We start from the raw sequence: 19,364 nt of genomic DNA on the forward strand, positions 1-19,364 counted from the left end.
GCCGCGCCGTCCGCATCCCTGACCCCGCATCACCAGCGCTGGTGTGATCGTCGGATCTGATGCTCCGGTTGGCCGCCCTCGAGGTGACAAGGCCCGTCAGGGGTGCTGGGCCCGTCAGGGGTGCTGGGCCCGGCGGTCGATGAGGGCGGCCAGGCCGTCCAGGATCCGCTCGATGCCGAAGTCGAAGGCGTTGTCGCGGCCCTCGCCCGGCTCGGCCATGGCGGACGCGAGGGCCGGGTAGCGGTCCGCGTGGGCCGCGACCAGCCCGCCGAGCGCGCGCAGCAGCTCCGCCTCCGGCGAACCCTCCCGGGACTGCCGATGCTGGGCGGCGATCGCCCGTACGTGGCCGACCAGCAGCACGGCCGCGTCCATCCGCTCCGCGCCGCTCAGCCCGTGGCCGTCCAGCGCCGCCACCACCCGTTCCAGCCAGGCCAGTTCGCGTGGGCCGGTGAGCCGGGGGCCGGCGGACAGCGCGTCCAGCACCCACGGGTGGGCGGCGAACAGGGCCGCCATCCGGTGCGCCCAGTCGGTGAGCTGGTCCCGCCAGGGGGCCGCGCTCGGCGGCGGGGGCTCGCCGACCGTGTACTCGACCATCAGGGCGATCAGTTCGGCCTTGCCCGGCACGTACCGGTACAGCGACATCTTGGTGTACGCCAGCAGCCCCGCCACCCGCTGCATGGACACCGCCGCCAGGCCCTCGGCGTCCGCGATCTCGATCCCGGCCCGGGCGATCGACTCCAGGCTGAGGGCCGGCTTGGGCCCCCGGGTCGGCCGGGCCGGCGGGCCCCACAGCAGCCGTACCGCCGCGTCCTGCTCCGCCTGGTCGTTCACGGGCCCTCCCCGGTGCCGGGCCGGCCTTGCGTCCGGCCAGAAATTGCGTCTACCGTACACAGCAGCAAACAGTGTCCGCGAGACACACTTTTTGCTCCGGGCCCGGGGAGGGCCCGTCGGACCTGCCTTCCGAGGGGGAAACACCATGCAGATCCTGATCTCCGGCGCCGGCATCGGCGGGCCGGCGCTCGCCCACTGGCTCGGCCGGTACGGCCACCGGCCCACGGTGGTCGAACTCGCCCCCGCGTTGCGGCCCGGTGGCCAGGCCGTCGACTTCCGCGGACCCACCCACCTGGCGGTGCTGCGGCGGATGGGCGTGCTGGACGAGCTCCGCAAGCTCGACACCGGCGGCAGCCCGATGACCTTCACCGACCGGCACGGCCGCGTCCGGCTCCGGCTGCCCGCCGACTTCGCCGGCGGCGAGATCGAGATCCCGCGCGGCGAACTCGCCCAACTCCTGTACCGGCACAGCGAATCCACCACCGAGTACCTGTTCGGCGACACCGTCACCGCGCTCCAGCAGGACGGCGGCGGCGTCCGGGTCGCCTTCCGGTACGGCCCCGAACGCCGCTTCGACCTGGTGATCGGCGCCGACGGGCTGCACTCCCGGATCCGTGCCCTCGCCTTCGGACCCGAACAGGACTACGTCCGCCACCTCGGCTACTACGCCGCCACCTGGGGATTTCCCAATACCCTCGGCCTGCCCGCCGGCAGCACCGGCATCAACACCCCCGGCCGGCTCGCCGCCGCCGGAGCCGACCCCCGCGACCCGGCGCGGGCCGGTGCCTTCCTGCTGTTCGCCTCGCCGCCGCTCGACCACGACCGGCACGACACCGGTGCCCTGAAGTCCCTTCTGCAGCAACGTTTCGCCGACCTCGGCCGCCCCGTCCCGCACCTGCTCGACACCCTGCGCGAGGCCGAGGACCTGTACTTCGACTCGATCAGCCGCGCCGACGTGCCCCGTTGGTCCAACGGCCGGATCGCGCTGCTCGGCGACGCCGCCTGCGGCGCCACCATCGGCGGCATGGGCACCGGCACGGCGCTGGTCGCCGCGTACGTCCTCGCCACCGAACTCGCCCGCGCCGACGGCGACTTCCTCACCGCGTTCACCCGCTACGAGCGGGCTGTGCGCCCCTACGCCGAGCGCTGCCAGCGTGGCGGCGACCGCACCGGCCCCTTCCTCGCCCCGCGCACCGCCGCCGGACTGCGGGTGCGCAACGCCGCGCTGGGCCGCGGCTGGATCCTCGACCGGATGCTCCGACTCGGCCAGGACGTCGCCACGATGGACCTGCCGGAGCCCGGGTGAGCCCCCGTCGGGGCGGTAATGCGGTTGCCCGCGTTCCCACGGCTCGCCGAAGATCTCGTGCATGAACCACGTGATACGAGCCACCACCGCCGAGGACTGGCAGAGCGTCAAACACCTCCGGCTGGACGCGCTGCGCGACCCGGTCGCGAACATCGCCTTCCTGGATACGTACGAAGCCGCCGCCGCCAGGCCGGACGAGTTCTGGCAGGACCGCGCGGCGGGCGGCGGCGAGCTGCTCGCCCGCCAGTTCGTCGCCGAGCGGGCGGACGGCGGGCTGGACGGGGCGGTCACGGTACTGGTCGAACGCGCCGGCCGGCAGGATGTCCTCGGCGGGCAGATCGAGGCCGACCAGGCCCACCTGGTCGGCGTGTTCGTCCGCCCGGAACAGCGCGGCAGCGGCCTGGCCCGCGCCCTGTTCGACGCGGCGATCGCCTACGCCGACGGGCTCGACGATCCCAAGGTCTCCCGCGTCCGGCTGTACGTGCACCAGGACAATGAGCGTGCCGAGGCCTTCTACCGGAAGACCGGCTTCATTCGCAGCGGGCAGTCCGTTCCCGTCCCCGGTGACGAGTCGTCGGTCGAGCACGAGCTGGTCCTCGACCGGGCCGTCTGAGTCCCAACTCGCGCTCGCTGCCGGCTCAACTCGCGCTCGCTGCCGGCTCAACTCGCGCTCGCTGCGGCTCAACCCGCGCTCGCTGCGGCTCAACCCGCGCTCGCTGCGGCTCAACTCGCGCTCGCTGCCGGGCGGTGGGCGAAGGCGCTGCGATAGGCGGCCGGGGTCATGCCGAGCTGCCGGTTCAGGTGCTGGCGGAGGGACTCGCCGGAGCCGAGGCCGCTGCGGCCGGCCACCTGGTCGACGGTGAGCTCGGTGGTCTCCAGCAGCTCGCGCGCCCGCAACAGCCGCTGCTGGAGCAGCCATTGGAACGGCGTGACACCCGTCTCGGCGGTGAAGCGGCGGGTCAGCGTCCGTACGCTGACCCGGGCCCGGTCGGCGAGCTCGGGCAGCGAGATCGGCCGGTCCAGGTGTTGCAGCGCCCAGCTGCGGGCCGCGTCCAGCGGCGAGCCGGTCGCGGCCGGCAGCGGGGTCTGCACGAACTGCGCCTGCCCGCCGTGGCGCACCGGCGTGACGACGGCGGCCCGGGCCGCCGCGTTGGCCGCGCCGGCGCCGTAGTCGGAGCCGATCAGGTGCAGGCACAGGTCCAGCCCGGCGGCCGAGCCCGCGCCCGTGACGATCCGCCCGTCCTCGGCGAACAGCCGGTTCGCGTCCACCCGCACCGCGGGGAAGGCACGTTGCAGTTCCTCGGCCAGTGCCCAGTGGGTGGTGGCGCTGCGGCCGTCCAGCAGCCCCGCCTGGGCGAGGACGAAGGCGCCGCTGCAGATCGAGGCGATGCGCTTGCCCGCGGCCGCCGCCTCACGCAGGGCGTCCAGCGCGGCCGGCTCCGCGTCGTACCGACTCGCGGTCGACGGCACGATCACCGTGTCCGCCGCCGCCACCACCTCCAGCCCGCGCCCGACCACCACGTCGATGCCACCCGAGGCGGGGAGGATCCCGGGCGTGGCCGTGCACACCGTCACCTCGTAGCCGGGCCGTCCGCCGGACTCGGCGGCCCCGAGCAGCACCGACGGCATCGACAGGTCGAAGGGCTTGACCGGCGGGACGGCCAGGACGGCGACACGGTGCATGGCTGAATCCTTGGAGGTCGTGGCTATCAGGCCACTGACCCTACGCCCCCGACCCGCGGCAGAGTAGAGCCCGCGGCCGGGCCCCCGCGCACCACGCCCCCCTCAAAGGGCGTTCCACCGTTGGTTCTTGAAGAAGATCGGAGCCGGAATCATGACCGAATCTGTCGTCATCGGAGCAGGCGCGACCGGGATCGCGACCGCCCGGCAGCTCGCCGACAGCGGGCAGCACGTCCGCCTGATCACCCGCAGCGGCGGCGGCCCCGACCACCCCGGCATCGAGCGGATCGCCCTCGACGCGGGCCGCACCGGCGAACTCGCCGAGGCCCTGACCGGCGCGGGCACCGTCTTCAACGCCGCCATGACCGCCTACCACACCTGGCCGGAGACCATGCCGCCACTGTTCACGTCGATCCTCGCCGCGACCGAACGGGCCGGCGCCGACTACGTGATGCTCGGCAACCTCTACGGCTACCAGCAGACCACCGGCCCGATCACCGAACGCACCCCGCTGGCCCCGCACACCCGCAAGGGCCGGGTACGGGCCGAACTGTGGCGGCAGGCCGAACAGGCCCACCGGGAAGGGCGGCTGCGCGCCACCGAAGTCCGGGCCGGCCAGTACCTCGGCCCCGGCGCCGTCTCGGCGTTCACGCTGCTCGTCGCCCCCCGCGTCCGGGCGGGCGAGCTGGCCCTTGTCCACGGCAACCCCGACGCGGTGCACTCGTTCTCCTACACCGAGGACGTCGCCACGGCACTGGTCGCGGTCGCCCGCGACGAGCGGGCCTGGGGCCGGGCCTGGAACGCGCCGGTCATCACCACCACCCTGCGCCGGGCCGCCGGTGTCCTCGCCGAGCTGTACGGAGCACCCGAACCGCGCCTGGAGTCGCTCACCGAACGGGAGATGACCCTGATGTCGCTCGGCGAGCCGCTGTGGCGGGAGTTCATCGAGATGAGCTACATGTCCGACCGCCCGTTCCAGGTGGACGACAGTGACATCCGCGACACCTTCGGCCTCAAGGCCTCGACCCTGCGCGAAGCACTGACCGCCTGACGGGCCCCGCACGGGGCGACCGGAACGCGGTGCGGCGGAAGCGGGCCATACTGTGGGCGATCCACTTGTCGAGAGGCGTCGTCCACATGGCCAAGAAGTCCGCCGCACCGCGCGCCACCGCGCGAAAGGCGCTGCTGCAGCTGACCGGGGTGAGCCGGTCGTACGGCGACCGGGAAGTGCTCCACCCCGTCGACCTCGACCTCGCGGCCGGAGAGTGCGTCGCACTGGTCGGCCACAACGGGTCCGGAAAGTCGACGCTGCTGCGGGTGGCCGCCGGCCGTGACCTGCCCACCGCGGGAACCGTCCGGTTCGACGGCCTGGCGATGAACGAGAACGACCCCCGGATACGCGCCCGGGTCGCCGTCGTCGGCGACACCGTCGCCTGCTACCCCGACCTCACGGTGCGCGAACACCTCCTGCTGGTCGCTGTCGCCCACGGCGTTGCCGACGCCGCCGACTGGGTCGCGCAGGTCCTCGAGAACCGGTCGCTCACCGAACGGGCCGACGCGCTGCCCTCCGCCCTCTCCTCCGGCCAGATGCAGGCCCTGCTGCTGGCCTGCGCACTCGTCCGCCCCCGCGACCTGCTGCTGCTCGACGAACCCGAACAGCGCCTCGACCCCGAGGCACGACGGCGGCTCGCCGAACTCCTGAAGGCCGAACTCGCCGACGGCGTCGCGGTGTTGCTGGTCACCCACCACACCGACCTCGCACTCGAGGTCGCCGACCGGGTGGTGATGCTGGAGGACGGGCGGATCGTCCGACAGGGCGCACCCGAGACCGTCCTCGCCGCATCGGCGGACGCCCGGTGAGCGGCGCCGAGGCCGACTCCGTCACTGAGTGGACGGCGGACGACGACTGGACCGAGGAAGCACTCGCACTGCTGCGCGCCCTGCGCGCACCGCACCGGCGCAACCGGGCCAAGCAAGCCGCCTTCGCGCTCTACTGCACCGTACTCATCCTGGTGATCTGGGGCGGCATCCCCAGCTTCGGCCTCTTCCTCCACGCCTCGCTGGGCGCCGACTACACCGCGCACGGCCCCGACCTGCTCGCCGCCATGCCCAGCGGAATCGCCGCCGCCGGACTCGCGACCCTGCTGATCGCCGTCCGCGACGGACTCTGGCGCGGGCCGGTCGTACCCCCGCGCGCCACCACCGACTGGCTGCTCGCCCACCCCGTCCGACCCCGGCCGGTGCTGCGGCCCTGGTTCTGGCTCTCCTGCGGACTCGCCCTCTTCCCCGGGCTGGTGATCGCCGTCGGCGGCATGGTGGCACTCGGCCTGACCGTGCGCGTCGGACTGCCCGCCGCCCTCGGCTGGTGCCTGGCCGGCGGGGCCTGCCTGCCGCTGCTCGGTGTCTGCGCCGGCCTGCTGGTGCAGAGCAGCCCCCGGGCCGCCACCTGGGTGCGCCGGCTGACCCCCGTGGTGACCGTGCTGATCCTGGCGCTCGCGGCACAGAGCGCGCTGGCCGTCGCCGGCCACCCCGTCCACTGGCTCGAACGCGTGGAACTGTGGTCCGGCCCGTGGGGCTGGGCCGCGCTTGCCGCGCTGGCCCCGACACCCGCCGCCGTCCCCGGAGGCGCGATCGCCGCCGCCCTGCTGGTCCTGCCGACCGTCGCCTGCCTGGTGCTCGCCGACCGGGCCGCCGCCACCCTCCCGCTGCCCCTGCTGCGCGAACGCGCCCGCACCGCGGCCGGGGTGCTGGCCGCGCTGCAGACGGTCGAACTCCGCGCCGCGCGGCTCGCCGTCACCAGCGCGTCCGGCAGCGGACGACAGCTCCGGGTCCGACTGCCCGCACCCCGGCAACCCTGGCTGATCCTGTACTGGCGCGACACCCTCTCCCTGCTCCGCGCACCCGCCCGACTCGGACGCGCCGTCCTGCTCACCGTCCCCGCCGTGTTCTGCGCCGTCCTCGCCCACGACACCCGGGGCGTCCTGTCCTGGGCCGTGACCGCCGTCGCCCTCGCCTTCGACTACCTGGCCGTCGCCCAACTCCTCGAGCCCGCCCGGATCGAGACCGACGACGTCCGCCGCGCCTCCTGGTCCCCGTACCCCTTCGCCGGCCTCATGCTGCGCCACGCCGTGGTGCCCACCGCCCTCGGCCTCGCCCTCGCCGCAGCCGGCTGCGCGACCGTGCTCGCCCTCGGCGGCGGCCCGACCGCCTGGCTGACCCTCGTCGCCGTCCCGCCCCTGGTCGCCGCCGGCCTGGTCAACGCCTGCCGCGGCGCCGCCCGCCAGGACCTGCTCTACCGCTCCGCGGCCTCGGGCGGCGGAAGCAGCGGCCTCGCCTTCTTCGCCGCCTGGCACGCCGCCGGCCCGGCCGTCGCGGTCCCCGTGCTGGCCGTCCCGTTCTCGGCGGCCCTGCGCAGTGGCTCGGCGGGCTCCCTGCCCCAGTCCGTGGCGATCGCCCTGACGGTGACGATCGCCCTGTTCCACTGGGCAAAGGGCAGAGCGGCCAAACTCCCGACCCAGACCCGGCTCGGCACGGTGGGCCAGCTGTAGCGGGCGGACGGCAGGGCCGGGAGGCTGCGAGGACAGCCTTCCGGCCCTGCGGTGTGTGGGAGGACCGCCGGATCAACCGACGGACGTCTTCGGCACGTTCGCGACGTGGGCGGGCGGGCGGTGCAGTCAACTCGCCTCGGCGGGGCGGGACATGATCGGAGCAGGTCCGGCCTGGCCCACGCGGCCCTCACCCGGCACCTGCGTGATGCCTTGGCCGGGGTCGACGTCACGCAGCCGCCGTACTGGGTCCTCAAGCGGGTGAACGGCGGTGCCGCGGCGCCGAGTCGTGAGGAAGCCGTCGCATCGAGGGCGAACAGGGCCTGCGGGAGTCAGCGGCAGAGGGCCGCGTCGACCGCGTCCGTCATGTGCTTGGCGGTGGGTGCGTCCGGGACGGTGGTGACGGTGATGCTGACGGCGCGGCCGTCCTCCGTGACGCCGCCACGGTTCTTGTGGGCGGCGGAGGTGCCGCCGTGGCCCCAGGCGAGGCCGCCGCAGGTCAGTGGCCTGCTCTGGATCCCGAGGCCGTAGCGGACGCCGGGGCCCAAGAGCTCGGCGGGGACCGTGGTGCGCATCTGGGCGAGCTGGTCGGCGGGCAGCAGGCGGCCCGTCAGGAGTGCGCTGTAGAAGGTGTTGAGGTCGGTGTCGGTGGACACGACCGCCCCCGCGGACCAGGCCATCGACGAGTCCATCTCGGTGTAGTCGAACCGCGGCACGCCCGGTTCGGCGGCCAGGTAGGCGTGCGGGTGGGGCTCGCGGAGGGCGGTCTCCCCGGTGGCCGGGACGTAGGTGTGGCGCAGGCCGATCCGGTCGATGACGCGTTTGGTGACCTCCTCGCCGTAGGGGCGGCCGGTGACCTTCTGGATCAGCAGGCCGGCCACCAGGTAGTTGGTGTTGCTGTACATCCAGTCGGTCCCGGGGGCGAACAGCGCCTTCTGGGCCAGTGCCCCGTCGAGGAGTTCGCGCGGCTCGAAGTAGCGGTACTGGATGGGGACGAAGTCGGCCAGCGCGGGGGCGTCCAGGTAGTCGGGCAGGCCGCTGGTGTGCTGGAGAAGCTGGCGGACCGTGATGTTCCGGCCGTCGATGCCGTCGCCGCGCAGCAGACCCGGCAGGTAGGTGTCGACGTCCGTGTCGAGGCCGATCTTGCCCTCGGCGACCAGTTGCAGGACGACGACGGCGGTGAACGCCTTGGTGTTGCTGCCGGCCCGGATCTGCCCGTCGACCGGGACCTTGGACCCGGTGACCAGGTCGCCGACACCGGCGGTGTAGGTGCGGCTGCGGCCGTCGCGCCCCTTGACGGTGGCGAGGGCGGCGGGCATCCCGTGGTCCTTCACCAGCGCGTCGAGGCGCTGCTGCACGACGTCCGGGCGCGGTGCGGCGGTGGCCGCGGTCGGGGCGAGAGCGGTCAGCGCGAGCCCGGCGGCGGCCGTGGCCGTCGTGGCGTACCGCACCATGCGGGTGCGGCGCGCGGTGCGCTGCGGGGTGTGTTCGTTCATCGGGACTCCACGGGTGGGAAGAGGAAGGGCGGAGGGGCGGGGGGGGGCCCCCCCCCCCGCCCCGCCCCCCCCCGCGCGCGGCCCGCCCCCCCCCCCCCCCCCCCCCCCCCCCCCCCCCCGCCCCCCCCCCCCCCCCCCCCCCCGCGGGGCGGGGGGGCCCCCCCCCCCGGGGGGGGGGGGGGGGGGGGGGGGGGGGGGGTTTGGGGGTCCGGGGGGCCCGCGGGGGGGGGCTGGGGGGGGGGGGGGGGGCCGCCCCGCCCCGCCCCCGGGGGCGCCCCGCCCGGGGAAGGTCAGCGGCAGAGCGCCTCGTCCACCGCCTGCTCGGCGTGCGCACCGGCGTCGCCGTTGCCCGGGAACGCGGTCACGGTGATGCTCGCGGCGCGGCCGTCGTCGGTGATGCCGCCGAAGGTCTCGTAGCCCGGGATCGCCCCGCCGTGCCCCCAGGAGACCCCGCCGCAGGAGAGCGGGCGGCTGATCAGGCCGAGGCCGTAGCGGACTCCGGCGCCGAGCAGCTCGGCGGGGACAGTGGTGCGCATCTGGGCGAGCTGGGCCGCGGGCAGCAGACGGCCGCCGAGCAGTGCCTCGTAGAACCGGGTGAGATCGGTGTTGGTCGAGACCATCGCGCCGGCCGCCCAGCCCCAGGACGGGTCCAGCTCCGTGTAGTCGGTCAGCGACCCGTCCTCGCCGCGCAGGTAGCCCTTGGGGTGCGCCTCGTGGATCGTCATGTCCCCGGCGAGTGGGAAGTAGGTGTGACGCAGGCCGATCCGCTCGACGACGCGCTTGGTGATCTCCTCGCCGATCGGGCGTCCGGTGACCTTCTGGACGATCAGGCCCGCCAGCAGGTAGTTGGTGTTGCTGTACTCCCACTGGGTGCCGGGCGCGAAGTGGGCCTTCTGGGCCAGCGCGGCGTCGAGGAGTTCGCGCGGTTCGACGTACCGCTTGGGGTCGCTGATTATGCCCCCGGTGTTCATGTACTCGGGCAGGCCGCTGGTGTGCTGGAGCAGCTGGCGGACGGTGATGTTCCGGCCGTCGAAGCCGTCGCCGCGCACCAGGCCCGGCAGGTAGGTGTCCACGCTCGCGTCCAGGCCGATCTTGCCCTCGGCGACGAGCTGCAGGACGACGACGGCGGTGAACATCTTGGTGTTGCTGGCGATCCGGACCTGCCCGTCCACCGGGACCTTGGCCTTGGTGGCCAGGTCGCCGACACCGGCGGTGTAGGTGCGGGTGCGGCCGTCGCGGCCCTTGACGGTGGCGAGGGCGGCGGGCATCCCGTCGTCCTTCACCAGCGCGTCGAGGCGCTGCTGCACGGAGTCCGGGCGCGGCGCGGCGGTGGCCGCGGACGGTGCCAGGACGCCGGCCACCACGGCGGCGGCCACGGCGGTCACGGTCGCCGCCACCCCGTGCCGGCGGCCGCGGAGGCGGTTCGGACGGCGGTTCGGACGGTGGTGCTGCGGTGCGTGTGTGTTCATGGGAAAGCCCCTCGGTAGGCGCCGGAGCTCTTCGCGGCGCCCTTCAAGAGGACCATCTGACGAACCGTCAATCCGTCCGCGCAGAGGACGAAACCGCACCCGGGAGCGTGGTCCGGGTCGGGGCCTGGTGCAGGACCGTACTCCCGGGGCCGTGCGGCGCCCTGCCCGTGTCCACTGCGCGTCGGCCCGGGCTCGGCGGATCGAGCGGGGTGGGGAGTGTGGGGAGTACCCTTATTCCATAGAATTACCGAGAAAGGGGCCGCAGCCATGGCGGACCGGGCCGCGAAAACCGAGCTCTACGAGGCGTTCGCCGCCACCGGGAAAGCCCTCTCCAGCGGCAAACGGCTCGAACTGCTCGACCTGCTGGCCCAGGGCGAACGCACCGTCGACGCACTGGCCAAAGCCGCCGGCCTCAACCTCACCACCGCCTCCGCGCACCTCCAGACGCTCAAGCAGACCGGCCTGGTCGCCACCCGCCGCGACGGCGTCCGCATCCACTACCGCCTGGCCGGCGGGGACGTCGCCCAACTCCTCGACCTGCTGCGCCGGGTGGCCGAACGCCACCAGGCCGCCGTCGCCCCCGCCCGCACCGCGTACCTCGGCCCCGAAGACCCGGGCGAGCCGGACGCCGTCTCCCGCGAGGACCTGCTGACCCGGATCGCCGACGGCCGGGCCGTCGCCCTCGACGTCCGCCCCGTCGAGGAGTACACCGCCGGGCACATCCCCGGCGCGCTCTCCATCCCCGTCGAGGAACTCGTCGCGCGGATCGGCGAACTCCCCGAGGACGCCGAGGTCGTCGTCTACTGCCGCGGCGCGTACTGCGCCCTCGCCTACGACGCCGTCCGGCTGCTCACCGCGCGCGGGCGGCGGGCGATCCGGCTGGACGACGGGATGCTGGAGTGGCGGCTCGCCGACCTCCCCATCGACGCGGGCCGCGACGGGAGTGCGGGCGGGGCCGCGGCCTGAGTCGGCGTCATGTGACGAAGTTGTGGGGGAATTGTTGGTTGGTGGCGGGGCCTTTGTGGGCCTCTGTCATGAGGGGCGGTCGGAAATTCCGTCGGCGGAACTCCCGGGCCGGTCAAGGCCGGTGGGCCCCCGCGGGGTGATCGGGGGAGCGCGGGCCACCGGTCGGGCGGTGGAGGAGTGGTGACAAGCTTTTGCACAGTCGGCAGGCGGCATGGCTTGGCAAATGATTTGGGTCCTATGATTGCAGGCACCAAAGCGGACCCCCGGCCGCCGGAAGCCGGCCCGAGGGTCCCGAACTCACGGGGCCAGCATGACGAGCGACCCCGGCGGTGCAAGTCGGGGGCGGGCATGTCTCAGCAGATCGTGGTCGATTCGGCAAGTCTCCGGATCGAGGGCAGGAACATGTCCGCCGTCGGTCAGGACTTCCTCGCCGCCCTCCAGACCCTCTCCGGTCGGCTCGAATCGCTCGAACAGGGCGACACGCCCCCCTGGGGCGACGACGACCTCGGCGAAAAGTTCGGCATCGTCTACGAGGGCCTGCGCGACGGAATGAAGGAGTCGATGGACTCCCTCGGCACCCGGATCGGCGAGATCGGCGGCAAGCTGCAGAGCATGGCCGACAGCCACGAGGCCACCGAGAGCCAGAACGAGAGCAACATCCACACCCTGGAAGCCCGCGAGGGCGAAGTCGGCGGCCAGATCCGGGCGCTGTACCGGCCGAGGGTCTACTGACCTGGCCGCTCTCGACGCGGCGGGCCTGATGCCCGACGCCGCGTCCGTTCCGGCGCCGTCGCGCCGGTTGACGGCCCGTCCGTCTGTTGGTCCGTCCGTTCGTTCGTGTGAGGTCCAGGGGGTTTGGCGAAGTGTCGCTGATGTTGCCGAGCAGTGTCGAGTGGGTCCTGGAGATGCTCGGCTTCGACTGGCCGACCGCGGACGAGGACAAGCTCCGGGAGTCGGCGCAGGTCTGGCGGGACTTCGCGGACCAGGTGGAGGAGCTCCACTACCGGGGTGCGAGCGCGGCGAACGGTGTGCTGTCGAGCAACTCGGGTGACAGCATCGACGCGTTCGGCAAGACCTGGGAGAAGTTCTCCGGCGGCGGTTCGGACGGGTATCTGGCGGACGCGGCGTCGGCGGCGCGGCTGATCGCTGTGGCGTTCGACGCGGCGGCGGTGATCGTGGTCACGTGCAAGGTGGCCGTGATTGCGCAGTTGGTGGCGCTGGCCGTGGAGTTGATCGCCGCTCAGGCGGCTGCGCCGTTCACGCTGGGTCTGTCGGAGCTGGGCGCGGTCGGGGCGACGACGGCGACGAAGATGATCGTGCGGCGGTTGCTGAAGGAGCTTCGGCAGGCGCTGATGGAAGCGATCATGGAGACGCTGAAGGAGCCGGCGGTCTCGGCGATCCAGGGCATGATCAGCGACCTGATCGCGCAGACCGTGAACCAGAACTTCGGTGCGCAGAACGGGTACGACCTGGGGCGGACGGCCAAGCGCGGCGCCGAGGACTTCGTCGACTCCGTCAAGAACTCCGGCCAGACCTTCACCGAGGCCCTCCGCGACGGCGTCGGTTCGCGGGCCGGCGGCCACGTCCGCAGCGGCATCGACCATGCGGCCGGGCACGGGGATTCGTCTTCGGGCGGGCACGGCTCGGGGGACTCCTCTTCGGGTGGGGGCGACCGCTCCGGGAGTGACCGTTCGGGAGGGGATTCGGGTTCGGGCACCGGGGCGTCGTCTCCCGGGCACGGGGCCGGGCCGGTGCCGTCGGGTGGTCCGCACGTGAACTCGTCCTCCGGGGGCGGGAGTTCGTCCAGCGGCGGGCCTTCGCAGCACGGTGGGAACGGCAACGGTCCGACGCCTAGTTCGTCCGGCTCCGCCGATTCGGCGGGCAGCGGGTCGGACCACCACGCGCCGAACAGCGGGAACCAGCCCGCGCCGCCCCGTCCGCCACGCGCCGACCACGGCCCGGCGCTCGACCCCTTCGGCACCCGCCTCGGCACCGACCACCAGCCCCCCAGCCACGAGGCCGCCGCCGGCGCGTCCGGCGCGTCCGGCCCGTCGTCGCACGACGGCTCCACGCGGACCGGTGCGGACGGCGGGGGGCCGAGGACCGGGGCTGACGGTGGGCGTCCGGCAGGGCATGACGGTGTGCCGCATCGGTCGGAGTCGGATGCTGGGCGTCCGGTGGGGCATGACGGTTCGTCGCGTGGGGCTGGGCCGGATGTGGGTCGTCCGGCGGGGCATGATGGTTCGGGGCATCGGCCGGATGTTGATGCGGGTCGGCCGGCTGGGCATGACGGTGCGGGGCGTGGGCCTGAGCATCACGGGCCGTCGCACGCTGGTGCGTCGCCGACGGGTACGGATGGTGTGCCGCATCGGTCGGAGTCGGATGCTGGGCGTCCGGTGGGGCACGACGGTTCGTCGCGTGGGGCTGGGCCGGATGCGGGTCGGCCGGCGGGCCATGATGGTTCGGGGCATCGGCCGGATGTTGATGCGGGTCGGCCGGCTGGGCACGATGGCGCGGGGCGTGGGCCTGAGCATCACGGGCCGTCGCACGCTGGTGCGTCGCAGACCGGTACCGATGGTGGGCGTCCGGGCGGGCATGACGGTCCGACTCCCGGGCCCGACCACAAGTACAAGCTGGACTTCGACGAGCATTCGTTGAACGGCGACGTCGTCAAGGACTCCAACGGGGTCAAGATCGTCCAGGACCAGATGAGCGTCCAGTACCACGGCGGCGCCGCCACTGACTTCGGCGACGCCAGTCACAAGCCGGGCTTCACGGTGCACCCGCAGCCGGGGGTGGGCGACAGCTTCGGGCACGAGCCGGCGCGTGGGGGTGACTCGTCGTCGGGTCCGTCGCACGGAGCCGACTCGCGCCCGCCAGTCGGGGGCCCCGTTTCGGCCGCGGGTGCGCCGCCGTTCCGGGGCGGCGACCAGCGGAACGGTGACTCCGACTCCGGCGCGCACACCGGTCAGGTGCCGCCGCGTCTGGACGTGGCCGGCCTTGGTGCCACCGCCACGGCGACGCCGCCCCACGCCGGTCCCGACCAGCGGCCGGGTGTTGGCGGTATTCCGGCGACCGGCCCGGACGGCACGAGTGTCGGCCCTGCGGGTGGGGCCGGTGTGCCGGGTGGCGGCATGCCGATGGGCGGTGGCGCGATGCCGGGTGGCGGCGCTCCGTCCGGTGCGGGTGCGGGCCGAGCGACGTCCGGACCCGGTTCCGGGCCGACGGTGCCAAGTCAGGGCTCGGCCCACCAGGGGCAACAGCACAACGGCAACTCCACGTTCACGCCGCGCCCAGCCGCCGAGACGGCTCGCTCCGGCGGCGGACGCCCGGACGTGGGCCGGCTGGGCCCGGTGAGCCCCGAGGGTGGGCGCCCGGACGCGGGCCGGTTCGGCCCGGTGCGCCCCGAAGGCGGGCGCCCCGATGCCGGTCGCCCGGACACCATGCGGCCGGATGCGGCGCGTCCCGACGCGACGCGTCCCGATAGCGGGCGTCCGAACACCGGCCGTCCGGACTCAACTCGCCCTGACGCGAGCCGTCCTGACACCGGCCGTCCGGACGCTTCGCGCTCCGCCGGTGCGCGGCCGGATGCCGGGCGCCCGGATTCGGCGCGTCCCGAAGGTGGGCGTCCTGACACCGGCCGTCCGGATGCTTCGCGCCCCGACGGTGCGCGGCCGGACGCGGGTCGCCCGGATTCGGCGCGTCCTGACGCGGGCCGTCCCGACTCAACTCGCCCGGATGCCGGTCGTCCTGACGCCGGTCGTCCGGACGGTTCGCGCCCTGACACGGCGCGTCCCGACGCGGGCCACCCCGACACGGCGCGTCCAGACGGTGCTCGCCCCGATTCCGCGCGCCCGGACTCGACGCACCCCGACGCCGATCACCAGGATGCGGCCCGCCCCGACACCGACCGTCCGAGCGCCGACCGCCCCGAGGCGGGGAGTTCGCACTCGGACGCGTCCACCGCCGACCCCTCGCACTCCGCCGACCCCTCGCACTCCGCCGACGTCTCGCACCACGACGGTCCGGTCGCGGACGGCCATGCGCACCGGCCGGAGGCGCTCGCGGACAGTCGGCCGTACGACACGCCGGGTGGGCTGGACCGGCCGGATCCGCAGCATCAGGTGGATCTGGAGAGCCGGGTGCCGCGGAATCCGGACGGGACGCCGCAGCGGCATCCGGATCCGAACGGGGACTGGCCGGGGGCGGTCAACGGGGACGGGCACCGGGCGCCGGGGCGGGACAACAACTGCCTCGATGTGGCGCTGTCGACGGCCGACACGTACAGCGGGAATCCGACGGCGGCCGCGCCGCGGCGCGACGGTGGGCCGGAGGGGGAGCGGGGCGGCCGGGACCGGGCTGAGGGTCAACTCGGGGCGCCGTTCCGGGACATGGGCAACGGGGACGCGGCGTTCCGTCGGGTCGAGGACCAGTTGCGCGGGGACGGGCACGGCTCGCAGGCGGTGATCATCACGCAGGACGCCAACGGGCGGGCCCACGCGTGGAACGTCGTCAACCACGACGGGAAGATCACCTACCTGGACAACCAGACCGGCCAGCGCAGTGACAAGCCGCTTTACAACGGTGACCACGGCGTGTTCGCGATCACCCTCGACCCCGACCGCCACCCGACCGGAGACCACAGCACCCAGGACCACAACGCCAAGGACCACAGCGCCAAGGACCAAGGCACCCCCGACCGGCGTCCGGAAGACCCGGCGGGCAAGAAGAACAAGGCGGAGGACGACCCCGAGGGCGGCGCGCCCACCAAGAAGCCGAAGCACAGCGGGGACGGGAACGCCGAGGCCGGACCGTCGCACCACAACGACACGCCCAAGACCGACAAGCAGGTCATCGACGAGCGGCGGGCGAACGACCCCGACCACCCGATCCACGAAGCGGCCCGCTCCGACGAGAATCTCGGCCCGAAGCAGGACAAGAACCAGACGCACAGCAACCTCCCGCCGGACGACGCCCAGGTTCGGCTGCGGGAGACCAACGACGTCCGCCAGATCGACCGGAACGGCGTCTACAACAAGCTGAACGAGTGGGCGGCCAGCGGCGATCTCGCCAAGGTGCTGGACGAGAGCAAGGGCGACGCGCAGGCCGGCCCGAAGACGTTCACCCGGGCCGATCTGGAGGCCAAGCTGCCCGGGTTCAAGGACATGAACCCGGGCGAGCAGGGCGCGGCGGTCGCCGCCATGGGCCGTATGAGCGACGCGTTCCACCAGAACCACGGTGTGGGCGCCAGCCCCGAGTCGATGGCCCACCCGTACAACGCCGACCCGCGGGTGGCCGGCTCCCGCCCGGGCGAGGCGGACACCGCGAGCCGCGGCGGCGTCGACCACAGCACGTCCAAGGGCGAGGCGGGGCTGAAGCAGTCGCCGGACTACCAGCAGCTCCGTGCGGACATCAAGCAGGCGTTCGGGACGCGCAGCATCCAGGCCGCGGTCAACCAGGCCGTGCACCGGCCGGACCTCACCGGGCGCAACTACGCGGTGATCGAGGTGTACGACCCCAAGACGCGGCAGGTCAGTTTCGTGGTGGACAGCTCGGTTCCGCCCAGCAAGCCGCGGGCCGGGATCACGCCGCTGCACTCCGAGACGCACCTCGGCGGCTGGATGGACCACCTGAAGGCCACCCGTGACCAGAAGGACCAACCGGAGGTGCTCAGCCTCTACACCGAGCGCGAGCCGTGCGGCATCGGCCCAGGTCACGCGGACTGCTCGGGCTATCTGTCGCGTGATCAGACGGGCGTGCCGGTCTACTATGCGACCGGGTACCGGCATCAGAAGGACGCGGGTGCCGACGTGGCCGGCCCGGCCAAGCAGCAGATGGACCGGGACTTCGGCGACCACGTGGCAAAGGTGGGCCGGGCCTGGATGGGGATGGAGCAGCACCGTCAGCCCCCAGCTCCGGCCGGGCCGCAGCACTGAACGAACATGAGCGAGTGAGCAAGGGAGTGGCCGGATGACCGGGCGCGACGAGACGGCGGTGACGGCGGCGATCACCGCCGCCACCGAGCGACTGCAGGACGGCAGCCGGGGCCGGCTCCACGTGACCGGCCCGGCCGGCAGCGGGAAGAGCGCGGTGCTCGCCGGGATCGCCGAGGCGTTCCCGGCGGCGCTCCTGATCGACTTCGCCGGGCGCAGCGCCGACTCCGTGGTGCAGGAACTGATCGACCGCACCGGCGTGTTGGAGCGCACCTTCGGCAGCCTGGACGAACTGAAGCGGGCGCTGCGCCGCGACTGGACGCCCCGCACCGTGCTGCTCGCCAACACCCAGCTGGCGGGCTCGGCGGCCGGCGGCGCGGCCGACCAGGCCCGGGCGGTGGTCGCCGAGCTCGCCATCCCCGCGCAGGAGGGTCGGCTGCAACTGGTCGTCGAACAGTCGCAGCCCCCCGAACCGCCCGCCACCGAGCCCACCGGGTACTGGCTGGACGTGCTCCGACTTCCCGGCGGCACGGGCCCGGAGGAACTGGCGGCGCTGACCGCCGCCGTCCCGCCGCAGACCCTGTCCGCGTTGCGGGCGCTGGCCAACGCCCAGCTGCGCCGCGTGCCGGTGGCCGGCTGGGCCGAGCTGTGCCGGGCCGCCGACGTCCTGGTGACCGAGGCCGACCTGCTGACGCTCGCCGCCGAGCCGCTGGTGCGGGAGGCGGACGGCACGGTCGGGTTCGACCGTCCCGCCCTGGTCGAGGAACTGCGTTACGCCCCGGTCGAGGCCGCCGCGTTCCACTCCCGGATGACGGAGCAGCTGTCGGCCGCCGACCTGACCGAGCCGTGGGCGGCGCGTTCGCTGCCCGGCCACGCCGCCGCCGCCGGACGCTTCGACGAACTGCTCGACGACGCCCGCGCCCTCGCGCACGTCCCGCAGGACGCGCTGACCGAGGCCCTGCGCACCGCGTACGCCGACGGCGCGTTCCGCTACGGCACCCCCGCCGCCGCCCTGCGCTACCTCGTCGGTTACGGCCTGGCCGGCGCGCCGCACGGCGAGTGGATCGCCCGGCTCGCCCACGACGCCCACACCCGCGGGCAGTTCGACCGGGCCGAGGCGCTCGCCGCGGCCTGCCCCGAACCGCTGACCTTCCGCACCGTGTGGTCCCGGTGGAGCCCGATCGGCGCGTTCACCCCCCGCACCGAGCCCTGGCACACCGAGGAGATCGACCTGGTGCAGGCCGCCGAACTGGGCGGCAGGCCCATCGCCGTCATCGAGGACGAGGAGGAGAACCGCTTCCTCCGGGACGCGTCCACGGGGGAGTCGGTCCCGGACGACGGCGACGAACTCGAGCCGGGCGAGGCCCAGTTGACGGTACGTCAGAAGGTCGGCTACGCCGAGATCCTGGACGGTCCGGACGGTGCGCCGCTCGGACTGTTCCACCACCCCGACGCGGATGCCGTCGGCTCCGTCGGCGACCTGCTGGTGCTGGCCGGGGTGCGCGGCGCCTACGCCGTCCGGCCGGACGTCACGCTGCTGCGCGACGCGCCCGAGCACCGACTGGTGGCGCCGGTCGGCTCGTTCGGCCGCCAGCTGCCCCGCCCCTACGACCCCGCCGACACGCCCGACCTGCGGCAGCTGCTGGAACAGGCCTTCGGCGCCGGGCAGTTGCACCGGATCGACCCCGTCCCGGACGGCATCACCCACCGGCCGACCCGCGAACTGCTTGCCACCGTCGGCCTGCCCGCCGTCGACAGCCCCACCGGCTACTGGCTCACCCCCGGCGACGGGCTGCCCGCCCGCAACCGCCCGGACGGCGGCGGACCGTGCTACCTGCTCGGCGGCTGGATCGCTGCCGACCTGGTGCTCGACGGCAGCAACGGCCGGGTGCTCCGCACGATGCCCGCGCACTGGCCCGACACGACCAGCCCCAGCGAGCCGCTGATCGGCACCACCCTGGAGCACTTCCTCACCATGGTCGCCGTCCAGACCCAGTACCTGACGGCCTACTGGCCCACCGAGGCCGACAGCTACGACCTGCTCTCCGAACTCCGCACCCGCCTCGCCGGAATCGACCCCGACGCCGCCGCCACCGACAGCTGGCAGTACGTCCTCGAACCCGACACCTGGGCCTGAC

13 protein-coding genes are annotated in these 19,364 nt (G+C 73.9%); 9 read left to right on the forward strand and 4 right to left on the reverse strand.

The features are described 5' to 3' along the window. Nucleotides 1-114 precede the first annotated feature (114 nt). Nucleotides 115-831: a TetR/AcrR family transcriptional regulator gene (locus ACFYS8_RS16830; RefSeq protein WP_387641661.1), complete on the reverse strand. Its 717-nt coding sequence runs from the start codon at nucleotides 829-831 to the stop codon at nucleotides 115-117. 145 nt (nucleotides 832-976) lie between these two features. Between ACFYS8_RS16830 and ACFYS8_RS16835 the strand changes: the two genes are divergently transcribed. Both ACFYS8_RS16835 and ACFYS8_RS16840 read left to right on the forward strand, forming a co-directional pair. Beyond that, the gene (locus ACFYS8_RS16835; RefSeq protein ID WP_387641664.1) at nucleotides 977-2,137 is read left to right on the forward strand and encodes an FAD-dependent monooxygenase; all 1,161 of its coding nucleotides are present in this window, start codon (nucleotides 977-979) and stop codon (nucleotides 2,135-2,137) included. 61 nt (nucleotides 2,138-2,198) lie between these two features. Next, nucleotides 2,199-2,750 carry a GNAT family N-acetyltransferase gene (locus ACFYS8_RS16840; RefSeq protein ID WP_387641666.1) on the forward strand — a complete coding sequence of 184 codons (552 nt, stop codon included), beginning with the start codon at nucleotides 2,199-2,201 and terminating at the stop codon, nucleotides 2,748-2,750. Between the two features lie 110 nt (nucleotides 2,751-2,860). Here ACFYS8_RS16840 and ACFYS8_RS16845 read toward each other — a convergent pair whose 3' ends face one another. Continuing rightward, nucleotides 2,861-3,820, reverse strand: a complete 960-nt coding sequence (locus ACFYS8_RS16845) for a GlxA family transcriptional regulator (protein ID WP_387641668.1) — start codon at nucleotides 3,818-3,820, stop codon at nucleotides 2,861-2,863. 151 nt (nucleotides 3,821-3,971) lie between these two features. Here ACFYS8_RS16845 and ACFYS8_RS16850 point away from each other — a divergent pair, with 151 nt between their 5' ends. The 3 genes from ACFYS8_RS16850 (at nucleotide 3,972) to ACFYS8_RS16860 (ending at nucleotide 7,365) form a co-directional block, all read left to right on the forward strand. Then, on the forward strand, nucleotides 3,972-4,868 hold the full coding sequence (locus tag ACFYS8_RS16850) for an NAD-dependent epimerase/dehydratase family protein (RefSeq protein WP_387641671.1): 897 nt from the start codon (nucleotides 3,972-3,974) through the stop codon (nucleotides 4,866-4,868). 86 nt (nucleotides 4,869-4,954) lie between these two features. Beyond that, entirely contained in the window at nucleotides 4,955-5,677 is a 723-nt protein-coding gene (locus ACFYS8_RS16855; RefSeq protein ID WP_387641674.1) for an ABC transporter ATP-binding protein, read from the forward strand. Next, on the forward strand, nucleotides 5,674-7,365 hold the full coding sequence (locus ACFYS8_RS16860) for a hypothetical protein (RefSeq protein WP_387641676.1): 1,692 nt from the start codon (nucleotides 5,674-5,676) through the stop codon (nucleotides 7,363-7,365). The genes ACFYS8_RS16855 and ACFYS8_RS16860 overlap by 4 nt, the downstream gene beginning before the upstream one ends. Nucleotides 7,366-7,694: 329 nt before the next feature. On the opposite strand, the gene ACFYS8_RS16865 is transcribed toward ACFYS8_RS16860, so the two are convergent. Next, nucleotides 7,695-8,858 carry a serine hydrolase domain-containing protein gene (locus tag ACFYS8_RS16865; protein ID WP_387641679.1) on the reverse strand — a complete coding sequence of 388 codons (1,164 nt, stop codon included), beginning with the start codon at nucleotides 8,856-8,858 and terminating at the stop codon, nucleotides 7,695-7,697. Between the two features lie 290 nt (nucleotides 8,859-9,148). Continuing rightward, on the reverse strand, nucleotides 9,149-10,327 hold the full coding sequence (locus ACFYS8_RS16870; RefSeq protein WP_387641682.1) for a serine hydrolase domain-containing protein: 1,179 nt from the start codon (nucleotides 10,325-10,327) through the stop codon (nucleotides 9,149-9,151). A 267-nt stretch (nucleotides 10,328-10,594) separates the two neighbouring features. Here ACFYS8_RS16870 and ACFYS8_RS16875 point away from each other — a divergent pair, with 267 nt between their 5' ends. The 4 genes from ACFYS8_RS16875 (at nucleotide 10,595) to ACFYS8_RS16890 (ending at nucleotide 19,363) form a co-directional block, all read left to right on the forward strand. Then, nucleotides 10,595-11,293 (forward strand): ArsR/SmtB family transcription factor, encoded by a 699-nt coding sequence (locus ACFYS8_RS16875; protein WP_387641684.1) that lies wholly within the window; start codon nucleotides 10,595-10,597, stop codon nucleotides 11,291-11,293. Nucleotides 11,294-11,641: 348 nt separating this feature from the next. Further along, nucleotides 11,642-12,025: a WXG100 family type VII secretion target gene (locus tag ACFYS8_RS16880; protein WP_387641686.1), complete on the forward strand. Its 384-nt coding sequence runs from the start codon at nucleotides 11,642-11,644 to the stop codon at nucleotides 12,023-12,025. Nucleotides 12,026-12,165: 140 nt separating this feature from the next. Beyond that, complete coding sequence (locus tag ACFYS8_RS16885; RefSeq protein ID WP_387642172.1) at nucleotides 12,166-17,229, forward strand: toxin glutamine deamidase domain-containing protein; 5,064 nt, start codon at nucleotides 12,166-12,168, stop codon at nucleotides 17,227-17,229. Nucleotides 17,230-17,263: 34 nt separating this feature from the next. Beyond that, entirely contained in the window at nucleotides 17,264-19,363 is a 2,100-nt protein-coding gene (locus tag ACFYS8_RS16890; RefSeq protein WP_387641689.1) for an SUKH-4 family immunity protein, read from the forward strand. The last annotated feature ends 1 nt before the right edge of the window (nucleotide 19,364 follow it).

This window comes from Kitasatospora sp. NPDC004615, from assembly GCF_042873545.1.
Classification (GTDB): domain Bacteria; phylum Actinomycetota; class Actinomycetes; order Streptomycetales; family Streptomycetaceae; genus Kitasatospora.

Excerpts from the sequence above, each read along its gene's own strand:
- ACFYS8_RS16850 (WP_387641671.1), top strand. The coding sequence starts at position 3,972 with ATGACCGAATCTGTCGTCATCGGAGCAGGCGCGACCGGGATCGCGACC.
- ACFYS8_RS16840 (WP_387641666.1), top strand. The coding sequence starts at position 2,199 with ATGAACCACGTGATACGAGCCACCACCGCCGAGGACTGGCAGAGCGTC.
- ACFYS8_RS16855 (WP_387641674.1), top strand. The coding sequence starts at position 4,955 with ATGGCCAAGAAGTCCGCCGCACCGCGCGCCACCGCGCGAAAGGCGCTG.
- ACFYS8_RS16845 (WP_387641668.1), bottom strand. The coding sequence starts at position 3,820 with ATGCACCGTGTCGCCGTCCTGGCCGTCCCGCCGGTCAAGCCCTTCGAC.
- ACFYS8_RS16835 (WP_387641664.1), top strand. The coding sequence starts at position 977 with ATGCAGATCCTGATCTCCGGCGCCGGCATCGGCGGGCCGGCGCTCGCC.
- ACFYS8_RS16870 (WP_387641682.1), bottom strand. The coding sequence starts at position 10,327 with ATGAACACACACGCACCGCAGCACCACCGTCCGAACCGCCGTCCGAAC.
- ACFYS8_RS16890 (WP_387641689.1), top strand. The coding sequence starts at position 17,264 with ATGACCGGGCGCGACGAGACGGCGGTGACGGCGGCGATCACCGCCGCC.
- ACFYS8_RS16880 (WP_387641686.1), top strand. The coding sequence starts at position 11,642 with ATGTCTCAGCAGATCGTGGTCGATTCGGCAAGTCTCCGGATCGAGGGC.
- ACFYS8_RS16865 (WP_387641679.1), bottom strand. The coding sequence starts at position 8,858 with ATGAACGAACACACCCCGCAGCGCACCGCGCGCCGCACCCGCATGGTG.
- ACFYS8_RS16875 (WP_387641684.1), top strand. The coding sequence starts at position 10,595 with ATGGCGGACCGGGCCGCGAAAACCGAGCTCTACGAGGCGTTCGCCGCC.
- ACFYS8_RS16885 (WP_387642172.1), top strand. The coding sequence starts at position 12,166 with ATGTTGCCGAGCAGTGTCGAGTGGGTCCTGGAGATGCTCGGCTTCGAC.